The organism is Sphingosinicella sp. (assembly GCF_013911755.1).
GTDB lineage: Bacteria > Pseudomonadota > Alphaproteobacteria > Sphingomonadales > Sphingomonadaceae > Sphingosinicella.
On the sequence record NZ_JACESP010000005.1, the window covers coordinates 141,442 to 162,287 of the forward strand.

The window sequence follows — 20,846 nt, forward strand, 5'->3', positions numbered from 1 at the left end:
TCTCCTGTCACCCGGTTTCCTCATGGTGAAACCCATGCCATAGGCGCGCCATGCCCGCCAAGGAAATCGCCGCACCGCTGCTCGCCTGGTACGACCGGTCGCACCGCCGCCTGCCGTGGCGCGCGCCGCCCGGCGCAAACGCGGCTGATCCTTATCGTGTGTGGCTTTCGGAGATCATGCTCCAGCAGACGACCGTCGCGGCGGTCATCCCCTATTTCGAGCATTTCACGTCCCGGTGGCCGAGCGTGGAGGCGCTCGCGGCGACTGAAGACGGAGACGTGCTCGCGGCATGGGCGGGCCTCGGCTACTACGCCCGCGCGCGCAATCTCCTCGCCTGCGCGCGCGCAGTTGCGGCCGATCACGGCGGCCGCTTCCCATCCACCGAAGACGGGCTGCTCAGCCTTCCCGGCATCGGCGCCTATACGGCGGCGGCGATCACGGCGATCGCCTTCGGCGAGCGCGCCGTCGTCGTGGACGGCAACGTCGAGCGCGTCGTCGCGCGGCTATTCGCGGTTGAGGAGCCCTTGCCCGCCGCGAAGCCCGCGCTTCGCGCGCTTGCCGATACGATCACGCCCGCTGCGCGCGCCGGCGATTTCGCGCAGGCGATGATGGATCTCGGCGCCACGGTCTGCCGTCCCCGGTCTCCCGATTGCCTCGTATGCCCCGTGGCGACGTGCTGCGACGCGGCGCGGCGAGGCGTCGCCGATCTGCTCCCGAAAAAGGCGAAGAAAGCGCCACGCCCGGTGCGCTACGCCAATGCCTATGTGCTGCGCGACCGCGACGAGGTCCTGCTCGTGCGGCGGCCGCCACGCGGGCTTCTCGGCGGGATGCTCGGGCTGCCGATGAGCGAGATCGCGAACACCCCGGTGGCCGATGGCGCGCATCCCGGCGCCCCTGCCCCCGCGCGCTGGTTGCGCGGCGAAGGGCGCGTTACCCACGTTTTCACGCATTTCGAGTTGCATCTGACCGTGTTTTCGGGCGATCTGTCAGGAATAACGAAACCAGCGGGGGATTGGCGCGCAGCGGATGCATCCGCTGCGCGGGATTTGCCGACGCTGTTTCGTAAAGCATTGGACTTTGCGGCCTGTATGGGCGATTTTTAGCCGTAGTGAGCGGCGTACGCCTGATCGGAGTTTGAATTGTCGATATCGAGGCACGTTGCGTTCGCGCTCGCCCTTTTACTGGCTGCTTGCGGCGGACAGAAAGGCGGCGGTGAAGGCCGCGCGCCGACCGTGGTCGGCGGAATTGTCGAACCCATGCGCTTCGTCGACAGCATTGATGCGGTAGGCACGGCCTTTGCGCGCGAATCCACGACGCTGACCTCCACCGTCACCGAACGCGTTGAATCCCTGCGTTTCGCCGATGGCGCCTATGTGCAGGCGGGCACCGTGATCGCCGTGCTGCGCACCGTCGAGCAGAATGCGGACCTTGCCAGCGCAGAGGCGCGCTCGCGCGAGGCGCAGCAGCAACTCAGCCGCCTGCGCGAACTCCAGCAGCGCGGTTTCGCCACCAACGCCAGCATCGATGCCCAAACCGCCGCGCGCGACCAGGCGCGGGCCCAGGCAGGCGCGATCCGTGCCCAGATCGGCGACCGTATCATCCGCGCGCCCTTCTCCGGCGTCATCGGCCTGCGCCGCCTCTCGCCGGGCAGCGTCGTTACGGCGGGCACCGAGATCGCGACCATCAACGACATCAGCTCAATCAAGCTCGATTTCACCGTGCCCGAGCGTTTCATCTCGGCGGTCAAAGCCGGACAGAATATAGAGGCGCGCGCGCAGGCCTGGCCAGGCGAAGTGTTCCGAGGCACCGTGGAAGGTATCGAGTCGCAGGTCGATCCGATCACCCGCTCGGTTGCCGTTCGTGCGCTGCTCCCGAACCCCGACCGGCGTCTGCACCCCGGCATGTTGCTCACCGTGTCCATCGTCACCAATCCGCGCGATGCGCTCGCCGTCCCCGAACTGGCGCTCGTCGCACAGGGCGACCGCCAGTTCATCTTCCGGCTCGATGAGAAGAACGTGGCCAACCGCGTTCCGGTCGAGGTCGGGATGCGGTCGGGCGGCATGGTGGAAATCACCGGCGGCCTGAAGCGCGGCGACCGCATCGTCGCCGACGGCGTCGTAAAGGTTCGCGACGATGCGGAGGTTAGGCCCGTGTTTCCGGGATCGCCCGAGAAATCCACCACCGGGGCCCTCTCCGGCGCCGCGGCGGGCGCAGGGAAGTCCCGGTGATCCTTTCCGATGTCTCGGTCAAACGCCCCGTATTCGCGGCTGTCGTCAGCCTCATCATCGTGCTGGCCGGCGCCATCGCCTTCTTCTCGCTGCCGGTGCGCGAGTATCCGGCCATCGAGCCGCCGATCGTTTCGGTCGAGGTGGCGTATCCCGGCGCGGCTGCAAGCGTCGTCGAATCGCGCATAACCCAGCTTGTCGAGGACCGGATCGCTGGCGTTGAAGGCATCGAGATGATCCGCTCGCGCTCACGGGACGGCGTTTCGGACGTCACCATCGAATTCTCAGCGACACGCAATGTGGACGATGCGGCGAACGACATCCGCGACCGCGTCAGCGGCCTTGCCGATGATTTGCCCGACGAAGTGATCCCGCCGGAAATCCGCAAGGTCGACGTCGATTCACAGCCGATCCTCTGGATGCATCTTTCCGGCGAGGAGCGTGATCCGCTCTGGCTTGCCGACTACGCGGACCGCATCCTCGTTGATCGCTTCTCATCGATCGACGGCGTCGCGCGCGTCATGGTTGCCGGTCTCTCGCGGCCCGCCATGCGGATCTGGCTCGATCGCGCGAAGCTCGCCGCCTACCGGCTGACGCCCGGCGATATCGAGACCGCGCTGCGCGCCCAGAACGTGGAGCTGCCCGCCGGGCGCGTCGAGGCGGAAACACAGAACCTCACGGTCCGTGTCGCACGCGCCTACAGCAGGGTGGAGGATTTCAGCGCCCTCGTCATTTCGCGCGGCGCAGACGGCCATTTGGTCCGCCTCGGCGACGTCGCACGCGTCGAGGTCGGCCCCGAAAACCCGTACAGCTTCTTCCGATCGAACGGCAAACCGGGCGTCGGCATTGGAATCGTTCGCCAGTCGGGCGCAAACACCCTTGCCGTGGCCGAAGAGGTCAGGGCCCGGATCGAGGATACGCGCAAGATGCTGCCCGCCGGCGTCAGCATCGACATCTCGAACGACAGTTCGGTGTTTATTTCCGCGGCCATCGAAAACGTCTGGAAGACGCTCGCTGAAGCCTCGGTTCTCGTCATTCTCGTGATCTACATTTTTCTCGGCTCGGCGCGCGCCACGCTTATTCCCGCCGTCACGGTGCCGATCTGTCTGATTGCGACATTCGCCGTGCTCTGGGCGCTCGGGCTTTCGATCAACCTTCTTACGCTGCTCGCGCTCGTGCTTGCGATCGGCCTTGTCGTCGACGACGCCATCGTCGTGCTCGAAAACATCTATTACCGGATCGAGCAGGGCGAGACGCCGCTTGTCGCCGCGTATGAAGGCGCGCGCCAGGTCGCATTCGCCGTGGTCGCGACAACGGCAGTCGTCTGTTCCGTGTTCGTGCCGATCATGTTCCTTGCCGGCAACACCGGGCTGCTGTTTCGCGAACTCGCGGCCGCGATGATCGGCGCGGTCGCCTTCTCGGGCTTCATCGCCCTGACGCTGACGCCGATGCTCTGCTCGAAGATGCTGAAGCCGGAAACCGGCGCGAACCGCATGACGAAATGGGTCGATCAGCGTTTCGATCGCGTGTCCGCCGCCTATGACCGGGCGCTCGGCCGCCTGCTCACGCGTCCACTTCTGATCGGAGGCATTTCTGCCGCCGTCGTCGCGGGCTGCATCGCGCTTGCAACGACGCTCCCGTCCGAACTCGCCCCGCTCGAAGACACCGGCAACCTGCAAGTGAGTGTCACCGCGGCGGAAGGCACCGGGTTCGACCAGATGGTCCGCTATATGGAGGATCTGCAGGCGCGGGTGCTGCCGATGATCGACGACGGCCCGGTCCGCCGCTTGATGGTGCGTGCGCCAGGCAGCTGGGGCACGACCGAGGATTTCGCAAGCGGCCGCATGGTGGTGTTCCTGAAGCCCTGGTCGGAACGCGAGCAGACGACTGCGGAAACCGCACAGATGGTCCAGCAGAAGCTGGAGGACTACCCGGGCGTGCGCAGTTTCGCCTCGGGAGGTCAGACCATCGGCAGCCGCGGCGGCCGCCCGATCCGTTTCGTCATCGCCGGCGCGACGTTCGAGGAACTCGCCCGCGCCCGCGACGCGATCATGGACGCCGCCGCCGCCTATCCCGGCATCGAGAACCTCGAAGCCGATTACAAGGAAACGAAGCCGCAGCTTCTCGTCGACATCGACACGACGCGCGCGGGCGACCTCGGCGTATCCGTCAGCGAGATTGGCCGCACGCTCGAAACCATGATGGGTTCGCGCCGCGTCACCACCTACATCGACCGGGGCGAGGAATACCGCGTCATCGTGCAGGCCGAGGAGAAGGACCGGCTGACCCCGCAGGACCTCTCCAACGTCTACGTCCGCTCGCGCACGGGAGACGTCATTCCGCTCTCGAACCTCGTTTCGCTGCGCAGCTTTGCGGACGCGGGCGAGCTTGGCCATTTCAACAAGCTCCGCGCCATCACGCTCGAAGGTTCGGTCGCGCCCGGCTATTCGCTCGGAGAGGCGCTCGACTGGCTGGAGGCGGAAGCCTCGACGCTGCCCGAAGTCGCGGCGATCGGCTACGACGGCGAAAGCCGCGCGTTCAAGCAGACGGGCGGCGCGATCTGGGGCGTGCTCGGCGTTACCATCCTGCTCGTGTTCCTCGTGCTCGCCGCGCAGTTCGAAAGCTGGGTGCATCCCGGCGTCATCGTGCTCACCGTGCCGCTCGCGGTCGGCGGCGGGCTGCTCGGCCTCGTCGTCATGGGCCAATCGCTCAACCTCTACAGCCAGATCGGCATCGTCATGCTCGTGGGGCTTGCGGCGAAGAACGGCATTCTCATCGTCGAGTTCGCGAACCAGCTGCGCGATCAGGGCGTCGCGTTCGACGATGCGATCCGCCGCGCTGCCGTGCGCCGCCTGCGTCCCGTCATCATGACATCGATCGCGACCGTCGCGGGCGCGGTGCCGCTGATGCTCGCGTCAGGCGCGGGCGCGGCCTCGCGTCAGGCGATCGGCACCGTCGTCGTGTGGGGCGTCAGCCTCGCGACTTTGCTCACGCTGTTCGTCATCCCCGTCTTCTACCGGCGCCTTGCCCGGAGCACCGGCTCGCCGCTCGCCGTCACGCGCAAGCTGGACGAAGAGCGCGGCGCAGCACCTGCCCCGGCGGAGTAAGAACCATGGCACTTCCCAAGAGTCTGCGTCTCGCCTTCCTCACCGTTCCGGGCGTGATGCTGCTCGGCTCGTTGTCCGGCGTCGTCGCGGGCTCGGGGGAGGACAATCCCTGGTTCGCGGAACTCGCAAAGCCTGCGCTCTATCCGCCCGGTTTCGTGTTCGGCATCGTCTGGACGCTGCTTTACGCGCTGATGGGCGTCGCCATCGCCCGCGTCCTCGCGTGCCCACCGGGGCGGGACCGGCAGCGCGCGGCCCTGCTGTTCGCCGCCCAGCTCGTGCTCAACCTCATATGGTCGACGCTGTTCTTCAAGCTGCACCTGCTCGGCCCCAGCTTCGCGCTCATCCTCGTCATCCTCGCCGCCGCGCTCGCCACGACGTTCGCCTTTGCCCGGCTCGACCGCATCGCCGCGTGGCTGCTCGTGCCCTATCTTGCGTGGCTCTGCTTCGCCGCCGGGCTTGCCTTTCGCATCTGGCAGTTGAATCCGGGCGCCGCGCCGCCATATTAGGCCCACAACACAGCGAAGGCCCCGTCCATGCAGTCCAAAAACCGCTTCTTCGACGACTTTTCCCGCATGGCGACCGGCGCCATGGGCTCGCTTGCCGGTATGGGCCGCGAGATGGAGGCGGGTTTCCGCGCCCGCATGGAGGAGTTCGTCGGCGGCCTTGATCTGGTGAAGCGCGAGGAATTCGAGGCCGTGAAGCAGATGGCTGCAAACGCCCGCGCCGAAAACGAAGAGCTGAAGGCACGAATCGCCAGGCTCGAAGCGGCAGCGGGCACAGCTCCGGAAAAGGCCGCACCGGCCCGCAAGCCCGCAGCGAAGAAGGCAGGCAAATCAGCACCCGCCGCCTGATATCCACAGCAAATTCGTGGGCGGCGGCGCACAGCGTCTTGCGTGCCGCGACCAGGCATCGCACCATATATGGTACAGGCGTGAATCCCATCGGACGAGCTATTGACCGAACTCGAACTTGAAATGGCCCAGGCCACGGCAGCGCCGCTCGACATGCTGGAGCATTATTTCGGCGCGCATGGCTGGTCGTTCGAGCGCGCCAGCGACGAGGAACTCATCGCCCGCGTTGAGGGCAGCTGGACGACGTACCAGCTCCGCGCGCTCTGGCGCGAGGAAGAGCGCGTCCTCCAGTTCATCGCCATGCCCGACATCCGTGTGCCGGAAAACCGCCGCGCCGCCGTGTGGGAAGTGCTCAGCCTCATCAACGAGCAGCTTTGGCTCGGCCATTTCGAGATGTGGTCGGCAGACGGCACGCTCCTCTTCCGCCACGCCTCGATGCTCGACGCCGCGGATGACGACAGCGGCCTCTCGCTCGCGCAGGCCGAAACGCTGGTCGAAGCCGCCGTCGACGAGTGCGAACGCTACTACCCCGTCTTCCAGTTCATCCTCTGGGCCGGGAAAACCCCGCGCGAGGCGCTCGACGCCGCGCTGATCGATACGGTGGGCGAGGCCTGACGACTATCGTCCCGTTTTCCATATTATTGTCTTGCCGAAATAATTCAGCTTTGCCTTAGTGGCGCCCTCGCATTGCTTAGGGGGCATCATGATTCGGTACATTTTTCTTGCGTTGTTCTTGATTGCCGCCCCTGTCGCAGAGGCAAAACAGCGAAAAGTCATAGAAGAACTGCCTGCGGACATCGTGGACAACAATTATGTTGCCGCCGTGACTGTCACGATTGCCGATTCCGCGCGCGAAAAGTTCGACAAGATCGAAGAAAAGGCGCTGGCCAAACGCGCCGAAGAAGGCCTTCCGCCTTACGACCCCGCCAATCCGCCCGCCGTCCAGCCTGCTGCCGACACATACGATACCCTGCCGTTCTCTGCCATGTTACCGCTCGTGATGCGCGACGTGACGCGCGAATGGGGTCTAGACGAGTCCAAAGGCAAAGCCGTCGATCTGAAGATCACCATCGAAACCATCCGCACCGCCAACGCCGCAGTCGCCATGCTGATCGGCAGCGCAGATGAACTTGCCGGACTCATCGATGTCGTGGATCCCGCAACGGGCGCGAACATTGGCTCATTCTATGTGCACGTGATCAACACGCATTCGGGATGGGGAGGCATGCTCATTCGCGGCGGCGGCATTCGGGAGAGGCTGGCCGAGGAATTCGCACTCGAAAGCGCCCGCCTCCTGACCGGCAGCACGAAGAAGGACTGGAAGAAGCGGCTGAAGGAAAAGCAGAAAGCGCAAAAGGCCAGCAATGTCGCGTCGACCGACTGACACAGCCAAGAGCGTATGCCCGGCGGGCGCCCTGATTGCCGGAGTGGGTCTCGCCTTGCTGTCCGCTCCGGCTTCGGCACGCAGCATTGACTACAGTATCGATCTGCAGGCGATTCAGGCCGCCGCTGACGATCAGGGCATTGAGGGCCCGTTTTCTCCGGACCCTTCGCACGGCGCTTGGAACATAGGACTCGTCATCGCCCCCAGTGTCGATCATGTCATGAAAAACGTCAGCATCTACTGCGAAGCCTACAAGGTGGATAATCCGATTAGCGTCCTGATGCGGAAACTGGTCACGGAGTATGACGACGACGGCGTTCTGGCCGAGGCTGACGCAACCGACGCCGATCTGACCCTTCATCTGACCAAGGCCGTGAGCCTTCACAGATGTCTTGGCAAAAGCGATTTCAAGGGCTTCTGCAAGAATCGGACCTCACTGTCAGGCCATGTCGCGTTCCGGACACAGGACGGATCTCTACAGAGTGCGCCGATCGTTGTTCAGGTCGAAAGGACCGGCCGTGTAGGCATGTTCTGCGGCAATCTGGGGCGCTTCACCGGGATTGTAAGTCGCGAGGCCGGAATCGCGTTTCTTGCCGAGGCTACCCGTCTATCCGGGGCGCTGGAAAACGCCCCCGGGACACAGACCGTGGATTAGGAGGCGCCGCCGTCCAACGAGGCAACCGACGCCTCGCACCCAGACCTCACCCAGCCAGCGCCGCCTTCAGCAGTTCATTCACCACCTGCGGGTTCGCCTTGCCGCCTGTCGCCTTCATCGTCTGGCCCACGAAGAAGCCGAACAGCGCTTCCTTGCCGTCCTTGTACTGCGCGACCTTGTCGGCGTTCTTCGCGAGAACCTCCGCGATCGCCGTATCGAGCGCGCCGGTGTCGGAGACCTGCTTCAGGCCGCGTTCTTCCACGATCTTTTCAGGATCGTCGCCGGTTTCCAGCATGATCTGGAACACGTCCTTGCCGAGCCGGCCCGAAAGCGTCCCGTCGCCGATCAGCGCCAGCAGCGTCGCGGCGTGTTCGGGGCTGATCGGGCTGTCGACGATGTCCTTGCCGAGTGCGTTCAGCGCGCCGAACAGGTCGGAGATCACCCAGTTGGAGGCTGCGCGCGCCACGTCTTGCAGGCTTTTGCCCTGCTTCGCCGCGCTCAGCGACAGCATCCGTTCAAACCAGTCGGCGGCTTCCTTCTCTGCGGTCAGCACACTAGCGTTATAGTCGCTGATGCCGAGGTCGCGCACATAGCGTGCGTGCTTGGCGTCGGGCAGCTCCGGCAGTTCGGCGCGCAGGGCTTCAACGAAGGCGTCGTCGAACACCAGCGGCGGCAGGTCGGGGTCCGGAAAATAGCGGTAATCGTGCGCGTCTTCCTTGGACCGCAGCGCGCGCGTTTCCATCCGGCCCGGATCGAACAGCCGCGTTTCCTGCACGATCGTGCCGCCGCCTTCAATGATCTCCACCTGGCGCTGCGCCTCGTATTCGATCGCCGCCTGCACGAAGCGAACGCTGTTCACGTTCTTCACCTCGCAGCGCGTGCCGAGCGGGTCGCCGGGCTTCCGCACGCTGACGTTCACGTCGGCGCGCATTGAGCCTTCCTCCATGTTGCCGTCGCAGCTGCCGACGTAACGCAGGATCGAGCGCAGCTTCTTAACATACGCCCCCGCCTCTTCGGGCGAGCGCATATCGGGACGCGAGACGATCTCCATCAGCGCCACGCCCGACCGGTTGAGATCGACATAGGAATAGCGCGGCGACTGGTCGTGCATCGACTTGCCCGCATCCTGCTCCAGATGGATCCGCTCCAGCCCCACGGTCTTGGTGCGCCCCTCGCCGAGCGTGATGTGAATCTCACCCTCGCCCACGATCGGATGCTGGAACTGGCTGATCTGGTAGCCCTGCGGCAGATCGGCGTAGAAATAATTCTTTCGGTCGAAGCGCGACCACGTGTTGATCTGCGCATCGAGCGCGAGGCCGGTACGCACCGCCTGCCGCACGCACTCGCCGTTGATGACCGGCAGCATCCCCGGCATCGCCGCGTCCACCAGGCTCACCTGCGTGTTCGGCTCCGCCCCAAACGCCGTCGCGGCGCCCGAGAACAGCTTGGCGTTCGATGTGACCTGCGCGTGAACCTCGAGGCCGATCACGACCTCCCACTCGCCGGTTTCGCCTTTGATTCTGTAGTCGCTCATCTTACCACCACGCTTCCGGTCGCGCCGAGAATCCCGCCGCCTGTTCGATCGCATAGCCCGCGTTCAGCACGCCTTCCTCATCGAGCGGCTTGCCGATGATCTGCAGGCCGAGCGGCAGACCGTCGTTCGAAAGTCCGCCCGGCACGGACATGGCGGGAAGCCCCGCAAGGCTCGCGGGCACGCAGAAGACGTCGTTCAGATACATGGCGATCGGATCGTCGACGTTCGCGCCGATGCCGAACGCCGCGCTCGGCGCGGTCGGCGCGAGGATCACGTCGCAGCGTTCGAACGCCTGCATGAAGTCGCGCTGGATGAGTGCGCGAACCTTCTGCGCCTTCAGGTAATAGGCATCGTAATAGCCGGCCGAGAGCACATAGGTGCCGATCAGGATGCGCCGCTGCGCCTCCGCGCCGAAGCCCGCTGAGCGCGTCGCCTCGTACATGTCGATCAGGCTGCCGCCCTCGGGCGTCTCGCGCAGGCCGTAGCGCACCCCATCATAGCGCGCGAGGTTGGAAGAGGCTTCGGCAGGCGCAATGATGTAATAGGTCGGCAGCGCGTACTTGGTGTGCGGCAGCGAGATGTCGACGATCTCCGCCCCCGCGTCGCGCAGCATGTCCGCGCCCTTCTTCCACAGCGCCTCGATTTCTGCCGGGATGCCGTCGACCGTATATTCCTTCGGAATGCCGACGCGCTTGCCCTTCATGTCGCCGGTCAGCGCCGCCTCGAAGTCCGGCACCGGCAGATCGAGGCTGGTCGAATCCTTTGGATCGAACCCGCACATGGATTTGAGCAAAATCGCGCAGTCACGCACGTCACGCGCCATCGGCCCGGCCTGATCGAGCGAGCTTGCGAACGCCACGATACCCCAGCGCGAACAGCGGCCGTAGGTCGGCTTGATGCCCGAAATGCCCGTGAACGCCGCCGGCTGACGGATCGAGCCGCCGGTATCGGTGCCCGTCGCGCCCGCGACGAGCCGCGCCGCGACCGCGGCCGACGACCCGCCCGAGCTGCCGCCCGGCACGAGGCTTTCGTTACCCTTGCCGCGCCATGGGTTGATGACCGTGCCGAACGCGCTCGTCTCGTTCGACGAGCCCATCGCGAACTCGTCCATGTTGAGCTTGCCGAGCATCCCCGCGCCGTCCGCGAACAGCTTGCCGCTCACGGTCGATTCATAGGGCGGCTTGAAGCCCTTGAGGATGTTTGAAGCCGCCGCGCTCTGCACGCCCTCGGTCGCGAACAGGTCCTTGATGCCGAGCGGAATGCCAGACAGCGGCTTCGCCTCGCCCTTCGCGAGCGCCGCGTCGGCCGCCTCGGCGGCTTTCAGCGCCAGTTCCGGCGTCTCCACGGTGAAGGCATTGAGCACGCGCGCGGCTTCCACCGCCTTCACATGCGCCTCGGCGAGATCCTTCGCGGAGAAGTCCTTCTTCCGCAGCCCGTCGCGCATCGCCGCGAGCGTCAGGTCGGTGAGTGCCGTCATTATTCGATCACCTTCGGCACGGCAAAGAAGCCGTATTCGGCCTTCGGCGCGTTCGACAGCACCTTGTCCTGAATGCCGCCATCGGTGACGACATCCTCACGCCAGCGCAGTGTGTTCGGGATCACCGCGGCGAGCGGCTCCACGCCGTCCGTATTCACCTCGCCGAGCATTTCCACCCAGCCGAGGATCTTCGAAAGCTCCTCGGCCATCACGGCGGACCTGTCGTCGTCGATCTTGATACGCGCAAGATGCGCGACACGTTTGACGGTGGCGGCGTCAACGGACATGCAAAACACCCCGGATTGATTGAGCCCGAGCCGTTAGCACGCGGCTTCGCCGCCCCGCAAGCGCGCTATGCGGGGCACTTCCCCGTGCCGGGCCCCTTCACGAAGCGGCCCGGGCGTGCGCCCGTGGGCTCGCCGTCCTTCAGCACCTGCTGGCCGTTCACGAACACGTCGCGCACGCCGACCGAATACTGGTGCGGTTTCTCGAAGGTCGCCTTGTCGGCGATCGTCGCGGGGTCGAACACCACGACGTCGGCGAAGTAGCCGGGCGCCAGACGTCCGCGCCCCTCGATGCCCATCTGCTCGGCCGAGAAGGACGTGAGCTGACGCACCGCCTGCGAAAGGGTGGTCGTCTTCTCGTCGCGCACGTACTTGCCGAGGAAGCGCGGGATGTTGCCATAGGCGCGCGGGTGCGTCGGCGATTTCACGAAGACGCCTTCCGTGGCCGGGGCCTCCGCGTCGGAGCCGAAGCTCATCCACGGCAGCGCCGTCTGCTTCGCGACGTTCTTCTCGTCCATCAGGAAGTAGATCGTGCCGACCCGGCTGCCGTCTTCCACCACGAGGTCCATCGCGGTTTCCTCGGGGCTCTTGCCGCGTTCCCGCGCCACCTCGCCGAGCGTCTTGCCCGCGAGGGGCTTCAGCTTGTCGTTCTTGAACCCCACGAGAACGAGCCGCTCCGGCGAGCCCGCCTGATAGTAAAGATTCTCCCAGCCGTCGCCGCGCGTCTTCATCTCCGCGGCAACTTTGGCGCGCACGGCGGGATCCTGCAGCCGCTTGAACCAGGCTTCCTCGCCGCCTTCCTGCACCCACAGCGGCATCGAGGCGTCGAGGCCGGTGCCGCCCGCCGGGTAGGTGTACATGGTGGAGGTGATGTCGAGGCCTTCCTTCTGCGCGGCCTCCACCTTCGCGATGACGGTGTCGAGCTTGCTCCAGTTGTCCTTGCCCGCCAGTTTCAGGTGATAGATGATCGCGGGCGCCTTGGATTGCCGCGAAATGTCGATGAGTTCGTCCACGGCTTCGAGGATATTGTCGCCCTCGGAACGCATGTGGCTGATGTAGCGCCCGCCGCACGGCGCGGCCGCCTGCATCAGCGCGAGGAGTTCCGGCTTTTCCGCGAAGGATCCGGGCGCGTAGATGAGCGCCGAGCCGACGCCGAGCGCGCCCTCGTTCATCGCGGCCTTCACCAACCCCTGCATCCGCGCGAGCTGCTGCGGGTTCGGGTCGACATCGCCTTCGCCGAGTTCATGGATGCGCACCGTCGCCGCGCCCACGAAGCTCGCGACGTTCGGAGAAATGCCGCGCTTTTCGAGATACGCGAGATAGTCGCCAAGGCTCGTCCACTCGATATCGTACTTCACGTCGCCCATGCGGCTCGCGGAGAGGCGCTTCATCTCGGCGTTCAGCGGCCCCATCGACCAGCCTTCGCCCATCACCTCCAGCGTCACGCCCTGCTTGAGGTCGGCAACGCCGCGCGGGTCGACGATCAGCGATTCGGTCGCCCAACTGTGCGTGTTGATGAAGCCCGGCGCCACCGCGAGGCCCGTCGCGTCGATCTCGGTGCGCCCGCGCGCGGCGGGGCCGACCGAAACCACCTTGTCGCCATCGATGGCAACGTCGCCGACCTGCGCCGCGCCGCCCGATCCGTCATAGATCGTGCCGCCGCGAATCACGAGATCGTGAAGTGCAGGCGTGGTCCCGCCCGCAGCGCATGCGGCCAGCGGCAGGGTGATGCAGATGGCGAAAGGAACCCGTGTAAGACGCATGGTGTTAACCCCTGTATTCTCGTGACATGGACGCCATGCTAAGCGCCCAGACAAAGGAGTCCAGCAACTTGGCCGCTCGACGGTTTCTCTACATCATCGCCGCGCTCGTCGTGCTCGCCATCGCGGGCGCGTTCGCCTACCGGATCTTCGCGCCGCAACTGATGCGCGCCGCCTTCGTCCCGGATGTGAGCTTTGCGGACAGCCCGAAGCCCCCGGCGACCTTCTACGACCGCGCCGACGCCTGGCTTGCGCGCCCGGGCATCCCGGCGGATGTCGTGCGCTGGACGCCCGAGGGCTACAGCCCCGCGCCGAAGCCTGCGGTCGCAGTGTTCTACGTGCACCCCACCACCTATCTGAAAGGGGATCGGTGGAACGCGCCCATCGCGCTCACCGGCGATCCCCGTTTCCGGCAGACCGTGTTCCTGAAAAGCCAGGCGAGCGTCTTCAACGGCATCGGCGAGGTGTGGGCGCCCAAATACCGCCAGGCGACGTTCGGCGCCTTCCTGTCGCTCGGCGAACCCGATTCGGCGAAGTCGTTCGCAGTCGCGTACAGTGACGTCGAAAAGGCCTTCGAACTGTTCCTTCGGGATATTCCGCCGGATCAGAAGATCATTCTTGCTGGCCACAGCCAGGGCTCGCTGCACCTCGTCTCGCTGCTCGCCCAGAAGATCGCGGGCACGCCCGTCGCGGATCGCATCGTTGCCGCCTATCTGATCGGCTGGCCGATCTCGATCGAGTCCGACCTGCCGAAGCTCGGATTGAAGCCGTGCGAAACGCCGGAGGAAACGCGCTGCATCATCGCCTTCCAGAGCTATGCCGAACCCGCGCAGCCGGAATCGATCTTCGATCCGTTCTACACGACGACAGGCCTCACCGGCGCGCCGCGCGCGGGAACACACCTTCTGTGCGTCAATCCGCTGACCGGAGCGCCCGATCTTGCCCCGCCCGGCGATGCGCCCGAAACCGCCGCCACCGATGAAACCCCGCATCGCAGCAGCCTCGCCGCCGAGGCCTCGCCGCTTCCCGTGGAAACGATGGACGGCGCCGACGCCAGCGACCCGTATGGCACCGCGCGCAACCTCGGCACGCTGATCCCGGTTGACGAGACCTATTCGAGTGCGACGCTTGAAGCCGGGCTCGTCGGCGCCAAGTGCAGCGACAAGGGCTATCTCAGCATCGGCGAGAAACCGCCCGAAGGCCTGCGCTCCTACGTGCTGCCCGGCAACAACTACCACGTCTACGACTACGCGCTGTTCTGGACGAACCTGCGCACCGACGTCGAACGCCGCGCGCAGGCGGCGCTTGCGGCGACAGCGCCTGCGCGCAGCCGGTGAGCACGCATTCGGCCGCAGAGTTCGCGGCGCAGTTGCCGTCGGGCGGCGTCCTTGCGGGACTCGATCTCGGCACCAAAACCATCGGCGTCGCCTTCTGCGACGCCGAATGGCGTTTCGCGAGCGCGGCGGAAACCATCGTCCGCCGCAAACAGACGCAGGATTTCGCCGAGCTCCGCCGCCTCGCAGGGAGCCGCGCGCTCGCCGGCATCGTGCTCGGCTATCCCGTGAACATGGACGGCACCGACGGCCCCCGCGCGCAGGCCACGCGCGCCTTCGCCCGGTCGCTTGAGGCCGAATTCGCCCTCCCCGTCCTCCTCTGGGACGAGCGGCTCTCCACCGTCGCCGTCACGCGCGAGATGATCGCCGCTGACATGAGCCGCGCGAAACGCGCCGAACGCGTCGACGCCCTCGCAGCCGCACACATCCTGCAAGCCGCGATCGACGCGCTGGCACTCGCGGCCTAGCTTCGCGCCGCGTCCTCGCGGTCGATCGCCACGAGCGAGACACCTTTCGTCTCACGCATCAGAAGCGCCGCGATCAAACTCACCGCCCCGGCGAACATGATGTAGACGGCGATCGGCCACCACGTTTCATATTCGCGCAGCAGCGCCGTGCCGATCAGCGGCGCCCACGAGCCCGCGACGATCGCGGTCAGCTGATATCCGAGCGAGACGCCGGAATAGCGCATCCGCGTGGGGAACATCTCGGTCATGATCGCGGGCTGCGCCGCGTACATCAGCGAGTGGACCATCATGCCGGTGATGATCGCCGCGAGCACAATGCCCGTTGCCCCGGTATCCAGCATCGGGAACGCCGCGAACGGCCACACCATCGTCAGCAGTGCGCCCGCGATATAGAGCGGCCGCCGCCCGAACCTGTCGGTGGCGTGCCCTACGGCGGGGATGATGAACGCATGGATGATGTGCGCGAAGAAAAGCAGCGTCAGGATGCGCGTCGTATCGCCGCCGCGGTGCGACAGGTACGTGATCGAGAACGTCACGACCATGTAGTAGAGGATGTTCTCGGCAAAGCGCAGGCCCATCGCGGTGAACACGCGGCGGGGATACAGGCGGAAGACCTCCTTGAGCCCGTAGCCGGCGTGCGCCTTCTCTTCCAATTCGGCCTTGGCGGCCTTGAAGATCGGCGAATCCGACACCTGCGTGCGGATATAATAGCCGATACCGACGATCACGACGGACAGCCAGAAGCCGACGCGCCAGCCCCACGACAGGAACGCCTCCTCCGAAAGCGTCGCCGACAGCACCAGCAGCACCACCGTCGCGGCAAGGTTGCCGAGCGGTACGGCGGCGTGCGGGAAACTGCCCCAGAAGCCGCGGCTGTGGTTCGGGCTGTGCTCGGTGACGAGCAGCACCGCCCCGCCCCATTCGCCGCCGAGCGCGAAGCCCTGGATGAAACGTAGCGTCACCAGCAGCAGCGGCGCCCAGTAGCCGATCTGGTGAAACGAAGGCAGGCAGCCCATCAGGAACGTCGAAACGCCGATCAGGATCAGGCTGAACTGCAGCAGCGACTTGCGGCCGATCTTGTCCCCGAAGTGCCCGAAGACGATGCCGCCGAGCGGCCGCGCGAGGAACCCCACCGCATAGGTCGCGAACGCGGCGATGATGCCATCGAGCTCGTTGCCGGTATCGGGGAAGAACAGCTTGCCGAACACGAGCGTCGCGACGGTGCCGTAGAGGAAGAATTCGTACCATTCGACGACCGTTCCGGCCATTGAGGCGGCAACCACCTTCTTCAGATACGGCAGATCAGCGGTTTCTTCGTGCTTCATTGGCGCTCCCCTTGGTCGAGGGCGTGCCCCGCACCGGCCGCAGCGTCAAGCCTGCAAGATGATGTGGCGCGCGGCCGGTTTCGCCCCTTGCCCGTTGCCCTATGCAAGACTAAAGGCTTGGCTTTAATGACATCAGCAGCCCAACCCGCTCCGCTACCGGCCGTGCCGCCGGGCGTGCATCCCTTCCCGCACGCACATCTGCTTGGAATCGAAGGCCTGAAGCCCTGGGAAATCGGTTTCCTTCTGAATGAAGCCGAACACTGGGTCGAACTCAGCCGCAGCGCGCACAAACGTGATGAGCGACTGGCAAGCCTCACCCAGATCAACGCCTTCTTCGAAAACTCGACGCGCACGCTGCTGTCGTTCGAGATCGCGGGCAAGCGCCTGGGCGCGGACGTCGTCAACATGTCCGTCCAGTCCTCCTCGATGAAGAAGGGCGAAACGCTGCTCGACACGGCGCTGACGCTCAACGCCATGCATCCGGACGTCATCGTCATCCGCCACGATGCCTCGGGCGCGGTCGCGCTCATTGCGTCCAAGGTCGATTGCCCCGTGCTCAATGCGGGCGATGGACGCCACGAGCATCCGACGCAGGCGCTGCTCGACGCGCTCACCATCCGCCGGCGCAAGGGCCGCATTGAAGGCCTCAAGGTCGCGATCTGCGGCGACATCCTGCACAGCCGCGTCGCCCGCTCGAACTTTCACCTGCTCGCCGCGCTCGGCGCCGAAGTGCGCGCGGTCGCGCCGCCGACGCTGATGCCAGTCGGGATCGAGCGTTTCGGCGTGACCGCTTTTACGGACATGAACGCGGGCCTTGAAGGCGCCGACGTCATCATGATGCTCCGCCTGCAGCGCGAGCGCATGGCGGGGGCCTACCTGCCCTCCGAGCGCGAATATTTTCACTTTTACGGCCTCACCGCGAAACGCCTCGCGACGGCGGGCGACAATGTGCTCGTCATGCACCCCGGCCCGATGAACCGCGGCGTCGAGATCGAATCGCAGGTCGCCGACGACATCGCCCGCTCCGCGATCACCGAGCAGGTCGAAATGGGCGTTGCCGTCCGCATGGCCTGCCTCGACGTGCTGACCCGCACCCGAAGGGGCGTGGATGGCTGGGAGGCGAGAGTATGAAGCCGCTCGCCATCACGGATGCACGCATCATCGATCCCGCGCGCGGGATCGATACCACCGCGGACATCCTCGTCGTCGACCGCATGATTGCCGCCATCGGCAGGCCCGAGATTCCGTCCGATGCCATGCGGATCGACGCTGCGGGCCTCGTCGCCGCGCCGGGCCTTGTCGATGCGGGCGTGTTCAAATCCGAACCGGCGGCGTTCCTCGCGGGCGGCATCACGCGCACGCTGCTGATGCCCGATCAGTCGCCGGTGATCGACGATCCCGCGCTTGCAGAGCGCGCCCAGCGCATCGGCAAGCCGCATGTCTGGGTCCACCCCCTCGCCGCCGCGACACGCGGCCTTGCCGGCACCGAGCTTGCCGAGGTCGCGCTGATGAAGGCCGCGGGCGCTGTCGCCATCGCCACGGGCCGCCGCCAGATCGCTTCGTCAGCGGTGATGTACCGGCTGCTGCAATATGCCGCCGCGTTCGATCTCGTCACCGTCGTCCACGCCGAAGACACCGCGCTCACCGAAGGCGCCGAGGCGACCACGGGCGAAACCGCGACCCGTCTCGGCCTCGCCTCCGCCCCCGCCATTGCCGAGGCCATCGCCATTGCGCGCGACGTGCGCCTCGCAGAGGCGGCGGGCGCGCGGCTTCATATCCACAAGGTGACGACCGCCGAAGGGCTGGACGTGATCCGCGCCGCCCGGGCGCGCGGCGCGCGCATCACCTGCGGCACCGCGCCGGCCTATCTGCTGCTGAACGACGAAGCCGTCACCGGCTACCGCACCTTCACGCGTCTCTCCCCGCCGCTCCGCAGCGAGGATGATCGCCGCGCACTCCTGGCGGGTCTTGCGGACGGCACGATCGACTGTCTCACTTCGGCGCACGACCCGCGCGGGCAGGACGAGAAGCGGCTTCCCTTCGCGCAGGCGATGCCGGGCATGTCGGGCGCGGAGACGCTGCTCGCGCTCGCGATCTCGGCGGGCGAGAATGCGGACGTTCCCCTCTCTCGCCTGATTGCGATGATGAGCGCGACACCGGCGGCGATCTTCGGGGTTCCGGGCGGAAATCTCGGCGAGGGGTCACCGGCCGACATCGTGCTGTTCGACCCCGGTGCACCGTGGCGCATTGCCGCGTCTAGATTCGTCTCGGCGGGCGACAACACGCCGTTCGACGGGCTGCCCGTTCAGGGCCGTGTGAAATGGACCGTGAAAGGCGGCGAAATCGCTTTCGCCGGTTGATCAGGCCTTCTTGGAAGACGTGGCTTCCGACGCGCCCGCACCCTTGCGAACGAAGCAGCCGTAGCCCTCGGCCTTGAGGTTCCGGCAGAGGTCGACCGCTTCGTTGACGTTTGCAAACGATCCGATGGCGAGACGATGATATGTGGCGCCTTTGACCGCGATCTGGCTCCGGATCGGCTCAAACTCGCCCAGCGCGTTGTTCTTGCGAATCAGCGTCTTCCAGCCCGCGTTCAGAAACTCGGGCTTCGCATAGGACCCGAGCTGGACGACCCAGGCGCCATGCGTCGGCTTCTTCAGCGCGCGAATCTCCCGCTTCACGGCGGATACAGTCTTCGGCGTCTCGAACCCAGGCTGCACCGCCCGGATCTGCACGATCGGCTGCGCAGGCTCGGCCGCAACCGGCACCTCGGCCCGCGCAATGGCGACAGGCTCGGTCGGAGCGACCGGCGCGGCCTCGGCGATGACCACCGGAGCAGGCTCGGCGACCGCGGCAACAGCCACAGGCTCCGGCGCACTTTCCACGACAGGCGCCTCAACAGCCGCCACCATGACTTCAGCCTTCGGCTGCACCCAGGCGAGCGCAACCGGGCGGCCGGCATCATTGGCGGCCATTTCCACGCCCAGCACCGAAGCCGTGCGCCACGCGCTGTCCGTGTTCGAGGCAATCGCGGCCCATTCCGCAACGCGGGCATCGACCGCATCGGGCGACAGGTCCATCGAAGCAGTGGTACGCGCAGCGGCCCATTCACCCGCAAGCGCCTGAGCAAGCGCAAGGTTCTGGCGCAGGCGCGGGGTTGAGCTGCCCGCACGGACGGATGCCTCAAGCAGGCTGATCGCCTTGCGCGTCTCGCCCGAAAGCGCAAGCGCGAGGCCGACATCGGCGGCAAGGGAGGGCTCTGCCGCAAGCGCGTCGAGCGACGACAGCGCCGTGTAACGGTTGCCCGCCGCGAGCGACGAAAGCGCGGCGCGGAAGCGGACGCTCGCGTCGGCGGGGTTCATCGCCGACAGGTCGCCATAGGCATCCGCGGCAGACTGATAACGACCCGCGGCCGTATAGGCCTTGGCGAGCGCAAAGCGCGCGTCGGCGTTCTGCGGATCAGCCGTAACGGCAAGCTCTGCAAAGCTGATCGCGGCGACCGGATTGCCGGCCAGCCGCGCGGCTTCCGCCTGCTTGATGAGAACGATCGAGGGCTGCGGAGCATCAACCGAACCAATCGCGGTGTTCACGTGCGCGACCGGGCTGTTTGAGGACTGGCACGCCGTCAGAGAGACCCCGAGCGTAAACGCACTCGCGGCCAGCTTGAGCACTGTATTGCGCTGAGTCTGCATGGTCTTGGCCCCTTCACCCCGTCGTTCGCGCCTAGTTGGCGGCGGTCTTCCTCACGTCTTTCAACGCGTCCGGAAAATGCGTGGACAGATATTCCTCGAGCGCCGCGGTCACGAGTTGCTGCGCGGACTGGTGCGCATAGACGCACGCAAGGCGCAGCTTCATGTGACGCTCCGGATCGAGCCGCAGCGTGAACGCCGCCTTCGCCTTGGAGCCGGCCGCCGCGCGCGGGCGATGCACGGGCTGCGCAGGCGCCACGTTGATCGTCGGAATCGGCGCCGCCACGGGTGCGGACACCGGCACCTCCGGAAGGTCAGCGGTTTCGGGTCCCGACGCGGGGACGACTGCGGCCGCAGCGGCCGCGAACTCGTCGGCGATCGCCTGCTGCTGCGCGGCAACGGGAGACGCCACCGACTGGTCGAAATCCACCACCGGACGCGGCTGGAAATGCATCGGCTGTGCCGGCATCAGCGCAGCGCGCTGTTCGGCGGTCAGCATGTCGGTGCCGCCCATGTCGTTCCAACCGAGATCGTCGTCGGACGCAAAGCCGTAGCCCTGCGGACGCATCGCCGGACGCGCTTGTCCCTTCCGCGCGAGCAAACCGGCGGTCAAAGAAGCATAGTTGGCCTCGTTCATAACTTACCTTTCCCCGGAACGGCCCCTTGCATCTTATTGTTAACTTGCAGCTTTCCGACCGAACCCGCCGGCGGCCCGCGCGGCAGGAGTCGGCACATGCTGGCCCGGTGCGTTGAACAC

General features: G+C 66.1%; 19 protein-coding genes. 12 read left to right on the plus strand and 7 right to left on the minus strand.

Annotated elements, in window-relative coordinates:
• Positions 1 to 50: 50 nt before the first annotated feature.
• The 8 genes from mutY (at position 51) to H2052_RS05800 (ending at position 8,222) form a co-directional block, all read left to right on the plus strand.
• A complete protein-coding gene (gene mutY, locus H2052_RS05765; RefSeq protein ID WP_293779053.1) occupies positions 51 to 1,103 on the plus strand; it encodes an A/G-specific adenine glycosylase in 1,053 nt (350 codons plus the stop codon).
• Between the two features lie 36 nt (positions 1,104 to 1,139).
• Positions 1,140 to 2,228 (plus strand): efflux RND transporter periplasmic adaptor subunit, encoded by a 1,089-nt coding sequence (locus tag H2052_RS05770; RefSeq protein ID WP_293779055.1) that lies wholly within the window; start codon positions 1,140 to 1,142, stop codon positions 2,226 to 2,228.
• Positions 2,225 to 5,332: an efflux RND transporter permease subunit gene (locus tag H2052_RS05775; RefSeq protein ID WP_293779057.1), complete on the plus strand. Its 3,108-nt coding sequence runs from the start codon at positions 2,225 to 2,227 to the stop codon at positions 5,330 to 5,332. The genes H2052_RS05770 and H2052_RS05775 overlap by 4 nt, the downstream gene beginning before the upstream one ends.
• A gap of 5 nt (positions 5,333 to 5,337) precedes the next feature.
• Positions 5,338 to 5,838, plus strand: coding sequence for a TspO/MBR family protein (locus H2052_RS05780; protein ID WP_293779059.1), 501 nt, complete (start codon positions 5,338 to 5,340; stop codon positions 5,836 to 5,838).
• 27 nt (positions 5,839 to 5,865) lie between these two features.
• Complete coding sequence (locus tag H2052_RS05785) at positions 5,866 to 6,183, plus strand: accessory factor UbiK family protein (protein ID WP_293779061.1); 318 nt, start codon at positions 5,866 to 5,868, stop codon at positions 6,181 to 6,183.
• A gap of 123 nt (positions 6,184 to 6,306) precedes the next feature.
• Positions 6,307 to 6,798, plus strand: a complete 492-nt coding sequence (locus H2052_RS05790) for a YbjN domain-containing protein (protein ID WP_293779099.1) — start codon at positions 6,307 to 6,309, stop codon at positions 6,796 to 6,798.
• Between the two features lie 112 nt (positions 6,799 to 6,910).
• Positions 6,911 to 7,567: a hypothetical protein gene (locus H2052_RS05795; RefSeq protein WP_293779063.1), complete on the plus strand. Its 657-nt coding sequence runs from the start codon at positions 6,911 to 6,913 to the stop codon at positions 7,565 to 7,567.
• Positions 7,548 to 8,222 carry a hypothetical protein gene (locus H2052_RS05800; protein WP_293779065.1) on the plus strand — a complete coding sequence of 225 codons (675 nt, stop codon included), beginning with the start codon at positions 7,548 to 7,550 and terminating at the stop codon, positions 8,220 to 8,222. The genes H2052_RS05795 and H2052_RS05800 overlap by 20 nt, the downstream gene beginning before the upstream one ends.
• A 46-nt stretch (positions 8,223 to 8,268) precedes the next feature.
• Here the strand turns inward: H2052_RS05800 and gatB are convergent, their stop codons facing one another.
• The 4 genes from gatB to H2052_RS05820 all read right to left on the minus strand — a co-directional run bounded on the left by gatB (position 8,269) and on the right by H2052_RS05820 (position 13,280).
• Entirely contained in the window at positions 8,269 to 9,756 is a 1,488-nt protein-coding gene (gene gatB, locus H2052_RS05805) for an Asp-tRNA(Asn)/Glu-tRNA(Gln) amidotransferase subunit GatB (RefSeq protein ID WP_293779067.1), read from the minus strand.
• A 1-nt stretch (position 9,757) separates the two neighbouring features.
• Positions 9,758 to 11,233: an Asp-tRNA(Asn)/Glu-tRNA(Gln) amidotransferase subunit GatA gene (gene gatA, locus H2052_RS05810; protein WP_293779069.1), complete on the minus strand. Its 1,476-nt coding sequence runs from the start codon at positions 11,231 to 11,233 to the stop codon at positions 9,758 to 9,760.
• Positions 11,233 to 11,520, minus strand: a complete 288-nt coding sequence (gene gatC / locus H2052_RS05815) for an Asp-tRNA(Asn)/Glu-tRNA(Gln) amidotransferase subunit GatC (protein ID WP_121048085.1) — start codon at positions 11,518 to 11,520, stop codon at positions 11,233 to 11,235. The genes gatA and gatC overlap by 1 nt, the downstream gene beginning before the upstream one ends.
• A gap of 65 nt (positions 11,521 to 11,585) precedes the next feature.
• Positions 11,586 to 13,280 carry a D-aminoacylase gene (locus H2052_RS05820; RefSeq protein ID WP_293779072.1) on the minus strand — a complete coding sequence of 565 codons (1,695 nt, stop codon included), beginning with the start codon at positions 13,278 to 13,280 and terminating at the stop codon, positions 11,586 to 11,588.
• A 68-nt stretch (positions 13,281 to 13,348) separates the two neighbouring features.
• Between H2052_RS05820 and H2052_RS05825 the strand changes: the two genes are divergently transcribed.
• Together H2052_RS05825 and ruvX are read left to right on the plus strand one after the other, a co-directional pair.
• Positions 13,349 to 14,614, plus strand: a complete 1,266-nt coding sequence (locus tag H2052_RS05825; protein WP_293779074.1) for a DUF3089 domain-containing protein — start codon at positions 13,349 to 13,351, stop codon at positions 14,612 to 14,614.
• Positions 14,611 to 15,078: a Holliday junction resolvase RuvX gene (ruvX, locus tag H2052_RS05830; protein ID WP_293779076.1), complete on the plus strand. Its 468-nt coding sequence runs from the start codon at positions 14,611 to 14,613 to the stop codon at positions 15,076 to 15,078. Before H2052_RS05825 ends, ruvX begins: the two co-directional genes overlap by 4 nt.
• Here the strand turns inward: ruvX and H2052_RS05835 are convergent.
• Positions 15,075 to 16,403 carry an MFS transporter gene (locus tag H2052_RS05835; RefSeq protein WP_293779078.1) on the minus strand — a complete coding sequence of 443 codons (1,329 nt, stop codon included), beginning with the start codon at positions 16,401 to 16,403 and terminating at the stop codon, positions 15,075 to 15,077. The two genes, ruvX and H2052_RS05835, sit on opposite strands and share 4 nt — an antisense overlap.
• Positions 16,404 to 16,529: 126 nt before the next feature.
• On the opposite strand from H2052_RS05835, the gene H2052_RS05840 reads away from it, so the two are divergent.
• Together H2052_RS05840 and H2052_RS05845 are read left to right on the plus strand one after the other, a co-directional pair.
• Positions 16,530 to 17,534, plus strand: coding sequence for an aspartate carbamoyltransferase catalytic subunit (locus H2052_RS05840; RefSeq protein WP_293779080.1), 1,005 nt, complete (start codon positions 16,530 to 16,532; stop codon positions 17,532 to 17,534).
• Positions 17,531 to 18,763 carry a dihydroorotase gene (locus H2052_RS05845; protein WP_293779082.1) on the plus strand — a complete coding sequence of 411 codons (1,233 nt, stop codon included), beginning with the start codon at positions 17,531 to 17,533 and terminating at the stop codon, positions 18,761 to 18,763. The genes H2052_RS05840 and H2052_RS05845 overlap by 4 nt, the downstream gene beginning before the upstream one ends.
• Here the strand turns inward: H2052_RS05845 and H2052_RS05850 are convergent, their stop codons facing one another.
• Both H2052_RS05850 and H2052_RS05855 read right to left on the minus strand, forming a co-directional pair.
• The gene (locus H2052_RS05850; RefSeq protein ID WP_293779084.1) at positions 18,764 to 20,092 is read right to left on the minus strand and encodes a tetratricopeptide repeat protein; all 1,329 of its coding nucleotides are present in this window, start codon (positions 20,090 to 20,092) and stop codon (positions 18,764 to 18,766) included. It lies immediately after the preceding gene.
• A 31-nt stretch (positions 20,093 to 20,123) separates the two neighbouring features.
• Positions 20,124 to 20,726, minus strand: a complete 603-nt coding sequence (locus H2052_RS05855) for a hypothetical protein (protein WP_293779086.1) — start codon at positions 20,724 to 20,726, stop codon at positions 20,124 to 20,126.
• Between the last annotated feature and the right edge of the window lie 120 nt (positions 20,727 to 20,846).